Source organism: Algoriphagus sp., from assembly GCF_024305035.1.
In the GTDB taxonomy this organism is placed as follows: domain Bacteria; phylum Bacteroidota; class Bacteroidia; order Cytophagales; family Cyclobacteriaceae; genus Algoriphagus.
In genome coordinates, this window is sequence record NZ_JAMWZB010000060.1 from 1 (window position 1) to 8,377 (window position 8,377).

The window sequence follows — 8,377 nt, forward strand, 5'->3', positions numbered from 1 at the left end:
TTTTTTGGTGTACCTCTATTTTCTTAAAGTTATGCATTGTTGCTTTCTGGTAACAGGGAATTGATATGGTGTCTAATTTCCCATCTTTTAAGTCTATTTTAAAGATTTTTGGTTCATTCTTCAAAGTGATATAGATTCCATCACCCGAACTAGTCTCAAATTCCAATTTGGATTTACCTTTATTTTCAATCAAGGTCTGATATTGATTTGAATTTAAATTCAAAGAAACAATCTTTTCAATCCGCTCCCCTTTGGTTATAGATCTCTTTTCGCTGAAAATCAGTTGATTGGAAGATTTTAATAAAAAGCTGTCAAATGAAAATCCTGATGATAAACCTAAACTTTTCTTTTTATATTCTCCTGAGACAAGATTAATTTGAATTAATGAATCAGGAGCTCTCAAGTAATTCAGCCAATGCTCGGAAAGAATTGGATTTGAAACTAGGTGAGATCTTACGGTAGAAAAACCATTTTTAATTTTGGAGACAGTCTCATAATTACTGATAAATTTCCCCACTGAATCACCCACAAAAAAATCGCCAACTGATCCATTCGAAAAAACCAAAAATTGCTTTGTACGAAAAACCCGAACGGGCCTATGCCTAAATTCATGTTTGGCAGAATCCCATAATTGAGACACATCCAAAGTATCTAAAATAGGTTCAAATGAATAGTTAGGATAGTTAACTTGCTTTTGGCCTAGGTCACATGAATAAATCCAAACACTAATCCCGCTTAAAAACAAAGACGTCCATCTTGATTTCATTTTCTGATATTTCAGGGTTAAAAACATTCGTTCTTGGCAAATAAAGACCCTTTTTGCCAACAAAAGCTAAATAAGGCTGATAGATCTCCGGCTCCAGAACCTTCTCTTCCAAGAGTTCTAAATCCTCATCCAATACCATAATGCTAAATTTATTTTTATAAATGGAATTGGCCGAAAATAGCTCCTGAGGTATTGGGTCCCTTGGAATCCAAACAAATCTATAGTATAACTCTCGATAGGGATCAAAAATCAAACGAAAATAATGGCCATAGGTCACAGGAATTTTCCTGTCGTTTTCTTTGGTTATAGGTTCACTTGTAAAATCAAAAGGTTTGATCCATTGACTCTTAGCCAGCTTTTTTTCCATCCCACCTGTTTCCAGGTCCATGACAAAAAGAGAGTCGATTGCGTTCCAGGAATAAACTAACTCATTGTTTTTATTTTCAACCTTAGAATGAAGGATAAAAGAGTTTGGCCAATAATTTTCCAGATAACTTTTAGGAAAAGTCAATCCTGTATCCCAAAAAAGGCTATCTGTTTGGAGATTAACCCTAAATTCAGGAGAAATTTGATCAAAAAAATTAAAATTAGTCATAGCACTACCTAATGAAATATGCGTGAAGTACAAATTATCTTCTATTAAAAGAGTTGGTGCTGCCGGAACTGAGGCATGGTTGATCATCATATCCGTTTGATCCTCTACGTCAATTTTTACCCGAAAACTGTCAAAGAAGTTTCCATCGGCATCGGTTAAAGCCAAATTGGAAAGCATCATTCTTGGAAAAAGAAAAATGGAATCCGGGTTGTGAAAGTAAATCCCCTGAATGTTGTTTATGGCATAAGGCCCATCCTGAGGAATTGCAAAGCGATGGATTACTTTTCCTGAGTCTAAGTGATAGGCATCCACCGAATGATTATTGACATTTACATTCCACAAGTATTCCTCCCCATCAACATTACCTATATCAAAGAAAAAAAGCTCAAAAGAAGATAAGGAATCTATCTCAAATGGCTGGGTAAAGGTTTGTCTTAAATTAGATGAAAAAGTGGAACCCTGATTCGATTTATTTTCAAAATCACAGCTTGAAATAATTAGTAATACCAATAAAGGCAAGAATTTAAACTTTCTCATTAATCTTAAATTAAATCAAAAAAGGGCTGAAAAAAACAGCCCATTGGTAGAAATTAAACTACATATGACCCCTGACAGCTATCAGCTGGCCCCTGACATGTCCCCGGAAGGGAACCCTCCGATGAGCAAACAGTAAAAGTAGAGGTTCCGTCACCATTATCACAAACTGTAACAGTTGCTCCTGAATCCTCCTGAAATGTAGGACAAGAGGGATCTAAATCACAAGAGGCCATTGCTTGAAACTGGAAAGAAACCAATACTACAAATGACACCCCAACTAAACCAGACAATCGCTTAAAGTAAGTTTTCATAACGTAGAAATTTTGAATTAAGAATAAGTTTACGCTACATATATATATATATATATTATTGATTTTCAAAGAAAAAAATGGTTTATTTTTAATTTTCCGTACCTAAACCCAATTTTAAGTTACTAAAGTCAAATATTTCGATAAATTCTTAGGATTAAAAACTAATACCAATTTAATTGATTAGCGAACAAATTCATAAGCCTTGGAGGTTAAAGAAAAATGGTATCCTTAATTTTTTTATATTTCGTCTTATTCCACCTACTTTAGACTTATGAATCGTAGAAGAAATTTCCTCAAAACTATTTCGGCTGCTTCCGCAGCTGCTTTCTTACCTATTACCTCTATTGCACAAAAGATGAAAAAACAAAAAATGATCCACCAGGTGTACTTTTGGCTACACGATGAAAATGACACTCAGGAATTTCTTACCGCTGCCGTTCCCATGCTTGGAAAATGCAAAACGGTAGGGAAATTCATTGCCGGTACTCCTGCAGACACCGAAAAACGGGAAGTGGTTGATCATTCATGGCAAGTATCCTGTACCCTATTTTTCGATAGCCTGGAAGATCAAGCTGAATACCAGGTGGATCCGCAGCACTTGGCCTTTATCGAAAAGTATTCCTCCATGTGGAAGACCGTGAAAGTCTACGATATCGCTATCTGATATCATCCACTTTCTGGTAATTTCCGTAAATACCATTAAACCTAAGTTATGAAAAAATTAAGATGGGTAATCGGATTGCTGGTTTTGGGATGCTGGTCCTGTCAGACGACAGATGATCCCACCCCTAATCCCCAGTCAGATCCAGTGAAGGAGGCAATTTTTTCTACTATGCAAGAATGGTATTTCTGGAATCAGGAACTCCCTAATCAAATCACTACAGCGAATTATTCCACCAATGAAGAGCTATTGGAGGATATCCTGTTCAAGCCTCTTGACCGGTTCTCTTACCTCACCACGCAGGATGCATTTCAAAATGCCTTTGTGGGACGAAATGCCGGTCATGGGTTTGGGTTTGCCTTCAATTCAGAGGAAAGACTTTTTCTGACTTTTGTCTTTGAAGAATCCCCTGCGGGAAAGGATGGCTGGCAACGTGGCTGGGAAATCATCGAGATTAACGACAAACCCATCACTGAATATCAAACCGGTTCGGGAGGATATGATTTTCAACTTGGCGCTCCGGATCCAGGAATCAGCAATACCTTTACCTTTAAACTTCCTGATGGAAGTACGACCACCAGAACGAATATCAAAGCTGAATATCAGTCTAATTCTGTGCTCCACCAAGAGGTGATTGAGATCGGAGACAAGACAGTAGGCTATTGGGTATACCAAAGCTTCAAGGCCACAGCAGGTTTAAGTCCGACCCGATCAGTGGAGGTAGAGGCTTCGATGGACTTTTTTACCCAAGAAGGAATCGATGAATTGATTATTGATTTGCGCTACAACGGCGGAGGATCAGTGGCAGTAGCAGAGCAAATCCTCAACTACCTGATTCAGCCGGCCAATTCGGGGCGTCTGATGTACACCAATAAATTAAACGAAGATAAAACCAGTTTTAATGACTCCGAAAACTTCTCAAAGCTCGGTTCACTCAATCTGAATCGATTGATTTTCATTACGAGTAGAGGTTCCGCTTCCGCGTCTGAGCTTGTGATCAATTCGCTCAATCCCTACATGGATTTGGTGCTGATCGGAGACAACACCTTCGGAAAACCGGTGGGTTCTTTTCCGCTTTCCCGGTATAATCGAACACTCGCTGACAATGATGTCGAGCTCGTACCGATCACTTTTGCCACGGCCAATGCTGAGGGAGAAGCAGAGTATTTTGAGGGATTTCCAGCTGATTTTGAAGTGGGTGACAGTCCACAGTTTGCCTGGGGAGATCCACAGGATTTCAGATTGGCTGCAGCCCTACAGTTTATCCAAAATGGAACCATTAGCGGCAGAATGAGAAGTACCTTTTTCCAACCCAAATGGGAAATGATCGATGCTTTTAAAGGTTTACAGCAGGAGTTTCCTGTTTACTAAATCAAACCATCCCGATTCGAAAGAATCGGGATGGTTATTTTAAAAACTCTATTTCTGATGCCGCTGAATCAGCACCTCCATCACGTCATCCAATTCATAGCCTTTGGCCTCAAGAAGCACCAGGTAATGAAAAAGTAAATCCGCAGCTTCCCCTAGAAATAGTTCCTTGTTATCATCCTTGGCTTCAATTACGATCTCCACGGCTTCCTCTCCAACTTTTTGGGCCACTTTATTGATGCCCTTAGCAAAAAGTGAAGCCGTGTAGGATTGATCGTTGGGATTGTTTTTTCGGTCCTTGATGATGGCTCTAAGCTGATCAATAAAGCTCGTCTTGGATGCATTCACTTCAAAAAAGCAGGTATCAGCACCGGTATGGCAAACAGGCCCTCTTGGTTTGGCTTTTATCAAAATAGAATCTCGGTCACAATCAACAGCCATAGAAACATAATCCATAAAATTCCCGGAAGTTTCCCCTTTGGTCCACAGCCGATTTTTGCTTCGGGAGAAAAAAGTTACCTTACCCGTTTCCTGAGTTTTGGCCAAAGCCTCTTCATTCATATAGCCCTGCATCAACACTTTCCCACTGATCGCATCCTGGACGATGGCAGGGACAAGGTCGTTCATTTTTTCAAAGTCGATGTTCATGTGTTATCATTTTAAGACCTGCTAGATTTTCAAAACCTTACAGGTCTATCTCTTTTCAAAAGGTTACTTTCTAATACTAATCCCCTCCCCATTCAAATACTCCTTCAAATTCGGCACCGGGATTTCTTTAAAGTGGAAAATACTGGCTGCCAAAGCAGCATCTGCTTTCCCAAAGGTAAACACATCCTTGAAATGAGGCATACTCCCTGCCCCACCCGAAGCAATTACAGGAATAGACAAGGCTGAGGAAATCTCCGCGGTCAGTTCATTGGCAAAGCCCGATTTAGTACCATCATGATCCATGGAAGTTAATAAAATCTCTCCCGCTCCCCGATTGGCGACTTCCTGTGCCCAAGCTTGGGTTTTGAGCAAAGTGGGTTTTCTTCCTCCATGCGTATGGACAAAATCAATTCCATCCACATTTCGGGTATCAATCGCCACAACAATACACTGGGAACCAAATTCCCGAGCCATCTGATCAATTACTACGGGATTCTTTACTGCAGCCGAATTAATAGAAATTTTATCCGCACCCGCTGCTAAAAGGACTTTTACATCCTCCACCGTGGAAATCCCCCCACCTACGGTAAAAGGAATATTGATCGCCTTAGCCACTTTGGTTACCAGTTCGGCCAGCGTTTTTCGCTTATCCACCGTTGCGGTGATATCCAAAAACACAAGTTCATCCGCTCCTTCATCCGAGTAAATTTTAGCCAACTCCACTGGGTCACCGGCATCGCGGAGTTGGACAAAATTGACTCCTTTGACCGTGCGGCCATCCTTAATATCAAGGCAGGGAATAATTCGCTTAGTTAGCATATATTATATTCAAAACTTCAGTATTCATTATTCGGCATTCAATATTCGATAATCTGGAAATTTTTGATTTACGCTCTGACTTTAAACTTCAAGCCTAATATTCAAAAATCTAAATTTAAAATAAGGGTTAAGGTTATTTTCCTGTTCGTACATCACCCAAAGCTTGCCAACTCATCCAAACTCACCCTTCCCTCATAATAGGCTTTTCCCACTATTGCTCCATACACCCCTATTTTCTCCAAATCCTCCAAATCTTTTACCGAAGAAACACCACCACTTGCAATCAACTTCAAATCCGGGATTTCCTGCAAAATCTCCTGATACAAATCCACCGAAGGACCCTGAAGCAGACCGTCTTTTGCTACATCGGTACAAATGACATAGCGAATTCCTTTTTCGAAATAACTTTTGATAAAGGGAATTAAATCCACCGAAGTAGTTTCTTCCCAGCCTCCAACAGCGATTTTTCGTTTTTTTGCGTCGGCGCCCAGAATGATTTTCTCGGAACCAAATTTGGTAATCCACTCGTCGAAAAGGACCGGGTTTTTTACTGCAATACTTCCTCCCGTGACCTGCTTTGCTCCCATGGAAAAGGCTTTTTCGATCTCCTCATCCGCCTGAATTCCTCCGCCAAAATCGACCTGCAAACTTGTCCCTGCACAAATTCTTTCTAAGACTTCACCATTTACGATTTTTTTGGCTTTGGCACCGTCCAAGTCCACTAAGTGCAGACGCGAAATTCCTGCATCTTCAAATCGCTTGGCCATTTCGAGTGGATCGTCATGGTATTCTTTTTTGCTGCTGTAGTCGCCCTGACTGAGGCGAACACACTTGCCTCCGATGAGGTCGATGGCTGGGATGATGAACATATTTAAGATACAAGAGCCAAGATTCAAGAATCAAGACTGATTGATTTAAAGGTTACAGATATGTGTTTTTTTATGGTCTCGACTCCGCTCGACTGACCGTAATCATTGTCAGGCTGAGCGGTGTCGAAGGGGGCATTTCAAATACTTAAGAAATTACTTAGCAACTTCTCGCCTACTGTACTGCTCTTCTCCGGGTGAGCCTGAATCGCCCAGTAATTGTCTCGATGAAGAATCGCGGTAAAGTCATGGATATAATGCGTGGTCGCTATCGTCACCTCGCTCAATTCGGCATAATAGCTGTGCACATAGTATAGAAATTTGGATTCTGGTAAATCCCGGAACAGCACATTATCAGCGAGATTTTCCAGCTCATTCCAACCGATATGCGGAACCTTAAATTCTTGGGAGTTTTCAGGAATAAACTTTTTCACTTTCACCGGAAAGATCCCCAAGCAATCCGTATTATTTTCTTCAGAATGCTCGCAAAGCAATTGTAAGCCCAAGCAAACCCCCAGAAAGGGTTGCTTGATTTCCCGGATTACTTGATCGAGTTGGCGGGCCTTGAGGTAAGTCATGGCCGAACTCGCCTCCCCCTGTCCGGGAAAGATGATTTTATCGGCGGAGCGGATTTCATCCGGATCATCGGTCAGTTCAGCCTCTGCTCCCAATCGCTCCAAGGCATAAAGGACCGACTGCACATTTCCTGCGTTGTATTTGATAACAGCTACTTTCATTTTTATAAAGTCCGATGCACGGTGTCCGATGTCGGATGCCACATCGGTCATCTGACATCGAACAAAATTTCTTGCTTCTTATTTCTAGCTTCTTGTTTCTTTTGTTAACATTTCTTCCAAAACCTCTTCGATTTCAGGAAGAGAATTGTAAAGTTGCTCATAACTTTCGATCACGAAGTATTTATCTTGAAATTTATCTTTCCAATACTCCTGATTCATAATTCGGCGCACATCGTAAGGATAGTGTGCTGGTTCATCAGAAAGGGAGAATTTTGTTTCCCCTTTGGAACTCAAAATACCTGCTCCATAGATTCGTAACTCCCCATTTTCACGAATCAAACCAAACTCGATCGTAAACCAATAAATTCGGCTTAGCAACTGAATCGCCCAAGGATTATCGATGTGCTTTAGCGCAATTCCGGAAAGCTTTTCCAGAAAGTCCACGTAGGGTTGATTGGTCAACAGGGGCATGTGGGCAAAGGCATCGTGAAACATATCCGGCTCCTCGAGATAGTCCAACTGCTCCATTTTGCGCAGCCAAGTGGAGGAAGGAAACCTGCGGTTGTTTAGTAAACCAAAAAACAAATCATCATCGATCAAACCGGGTACTACCTGAACCGCCCATCCTGTGGTTTCCTTTAAAATTTTATTCAACTCCTCAAAATTGGCAATACGATCAGCTGAAAACTTGACGATTTCCACTCCATCCAAGTAAGCCTGCGAAGCTGCTTTGGGTAAGTTGGGCATTTGTCGCTCATAGAGAATCTTCCATACCTTAAAATCTTCTGGGGTATAGGCTTCATATTCCTGCCTGAGGTCTTGCAATCTCGGGTCACTAAAGACCCAATCTCTTGGTTTATCAGTCATATTTCTTGTTGGGTTTATATATTTTCTAACTCTTTCCTTTTTATTAAGTTTTCCAAGCTATCCAGCTCCGATCACTCACCCTTATCCTGCTTCTCCTGAAGCAGGAACTGCTTTCGGAAAAGCAGCCTAGCCTGTTGAGATGACTTTAAAAATCGGGTAGGAGAAACGGGATTAGTTCCCGTTTCGACCTCCCACACCACCG

9 protein-coding genes are annotated in these 8,377 nt (G+C 41.0%); 2 read left to right on the forward strand and 7 right to left on the reverse strand.

Annotation, left to right across the window (positions count from 1 at the left end):
- Together Q0L00_RS19370 and Q0L00_RS19375 are read right to left on the reverse strand one after the other, a co-directional pair.
- Window positions 1-766, reverse strand: a 766-nt coding sequence (locus Q0L00_RS19370; protein ID WP_297338546.1) for a hypothetical protein, incomplete at its 3' end; no start/stop codon positions are given.
- Window positions 726-1,898 carry a DUF4221 family protein gene (locus Q0L00_RS19375; RefSeq protein WP_297338547.1) on the reverse strand — a complete coding sequence of 391 codons (1,173 nt, stop codon included), beginning with the start codon at window positions 1,896-1,898 and terminating at the stop codon, window positions 726-728. The genes Q0L00_RS19370 and Q0L00_RS19375, both read right to left, overlap by 41 nt.
- Window positions 1,899-2,480: 582 nt before the next feature.
- Between Q0L00_RS19375 and Q0L00_RS19380 the strand changes: the two genes are divergently transcribed.
- Complete coding sequence (locus tag Q0L00_RS19380) at window positions 2,481-2,873, forward strand: Dabb family protein (protein ID WP_092788343.1); 393 nt, start codon at window positions 2,481-2,483, stop codon at window positions 2,871-2,873.
- Between the two features lie 48 nt (window positions 2,874-2,921).
- Window positions 2,922-4,241 carry a S41 family peptidase gene (locus Q0L00_RS19385; RefSeq protein WP_297338548.1) on the forward strand — a complete coding sequence of 440 codons (1,320 nt, stop codon included), beginning with the start codon at window positions 2,922-2,924 and terminating at the stop codon, window positions 4,239-4,241.
- A 48-nt stretch (window positions 4,242-4,289) separates the two neighbouring features.
- Here the strand turns inward: Q0L00_RS19385 and hisIE are convergent, their stop codons facing one another.
- From hisIE to Q0L00_RS19410, 5 genes are all read right to left on the reverse strand, one after another.
- Window positions 4,290-4,886 (reverse strand): bifunctional phosphoribosyl-AMP cyclohydrolase/phosphoribosyl-ATP diphosphatase HisIE, encoded by a 597-nt coding sequence (gene hisIE, locus Q0L00_RS19390; RefSeq protein WP_297338549.1) that lies wholly within the window; start codon window positions 4,884-4,886, stop codon window positions 4,290-4,292.
- Window positions 4,887-4,949: 63 nt separating this feature from the next.
- Window positions 4,950-5,705, reverse strand: a complete 756-nt coding sequence (gene hisF, locus Q0L00_RS19395; RefSeq protein WP_297338550.1) for an imidazole glycerol phosphate synthase subunit HisF — start codon at window positions 5,703-5,705, stop codon at window positions 4,950-4,952.
- A gap of 152 nt (window positions 5,706-5,857) precedes the next feature.
- Window positions 5,858-6,574, reverse strand: coding sequence for a 1-(5-phosphoribosyl)-5-[(5-phosphoribosylamino)methylideneamino]imidazole-4-carboxamide isomerase (gene hisA / locus Q0L00_RS19400; RefSeq protein ID WP_297338551.1), 717 nt, complete (start codon window positions 6,572-6,574; stop codon window positions 5,858-5,860).
- 137 nt (window positions 6,575-6,711) lie between these two features.
- Window positions 6,712-7,308: an imidazole glycerol phosphate synthase subunit HisH gene (gene hisH, locus Q0L00_RS19405; RefSeq protein WP_297338553.1), complete on the reverse strand. Its 597-nt coding sequence runs from the start codon at window positions 7,306-7,308 to the stop codon at window positions 6,712-6,714.
- 84 nt (window positions 7,309-7,392) lie between these two features.
- Window positions 7,393-8,175 carry a phenylalanine 4-monooxygenase gene (locus Q0L00_RS19410; protein WP_297338552.1) on the reverse strand — a complete coding sequence of 261 codons (783 nt, stop codon included), beginning with the start codon at window positions 8,173-8,175 and terminating at the stop codon, window positions 7,393-7,395.
- Window positions 8,176-8,377 lie beyond the last annotated feature (202 nt).